The 1,039-nt window shown below is 77.4% G+C and carries 1 protein-coding gene; it reads right to left on the reverse strand.

The genetic code is table 11. From position 1 onward, the window contains the following. Window positions 1-1,039, reverse strand: a 1,039-nt coding sequence (locus JZ5iCDA_RS17660; RefSeq protein WP_069388254.1) for an acetyl-CoA C-acyltransferase, incomplete at both ends; no start/stop codon positions are given.

A 1,039-nucleotide genomic window follows, 5' to 3' on the forward strand; every position in this document is an offset into this window, starting at 1 on the left:
GCCCGCCCCCGCGCCGCGCGAGCTCGTGCGCCGCGTGGACCGCGAGCCGGGCGCCCGACGCGCCGATCGGGTGGCCGAGCGCGATGCCGCCGCCGTGGACGTTGACGATCTCGGGGTCGACGCCGAGCACGCGGGTCGAGACCGCGACGACCGTCGCGAACGCCTCGTTGATCTCGACGAGGTCGAGGTCGCCCACGTCCCAGCCCGCGCGGTCGAGCGCATGCCGGATCGCGCGCGCCGGCTGCGAGTGCAGCGAGGTGTCCGGTCCGGCGACCTGCCCCCAGGTCCGGACGGTCGCGAGCACCGGCGCCCCGGACGACTCCGCGCGGGCGCGCGTCGTCAGCACGAGCGCCGCCGCGCCGTCGGAGATCTGCGACGCGTTGCCCGCCGTGATCGTGCCCTCGGGGTCGAACGCCGGCCGCAGCCGCGCGAGCGTCTCGACGGTCGTGTCGGGACGCACGCCCTCGTCGTCGCGCACCTCGACCGGCTCGCCCCGGCGCTGGGGCACGCTGACCGGCGTGATCTCGGCGTCGAACAGGCCGTCCTTCCACGCGGCGGCGGCGCGCTGGTGCGACGCGGCGGCGATCGCGTCCTGCTCCTCGCGCGGCACGTGCACGTCGCCGGTGTTCGTGCGCTCGGTCGACAGGCCCATGGAGTCCCGGTCGAACGCGTCGGTCAGCCCGTCCCGCGCCACGGCGTCGACGAGCGTCGCATCGCCGTAGGCGAACCCGGCGCGCGCGCCCGGGAGCAGGTGCGGGGCGTTCGTCATGGACTCCTGGCCGCCGACGAGCACGACCTCGGCCTCGCCCGACCGGATGAGCCGTGTCCCGTCGACCACGGCGGTGAGCCCCGACAGGCACACCTTGTTGACCGTCACCGCGGGCACGTCCCAGCCGACGCCGGCGCCGACCGCGGTCTGCCGGGCGGGGTTCTGGCCCGCGCCCGCCTGGAGCACCTGGCCGACGACGACCGCGTCCACGGCGTCGGCGCCCAGCCCCGAGCGCTCGAGGGCGGCGCGCGCGGCGACCGCCCCGAGGTC

The organism is Cellulosimicrobium cellulans (genome assembly GCF_001722485.1).
Classification (GTDB): Bacteria; Actinomycetota; Actinomycetes; order Actinomycetales; family Cellulomonadaceae; genus Cellulosimicrobium; species Cellulosimicrobium cellulans_A.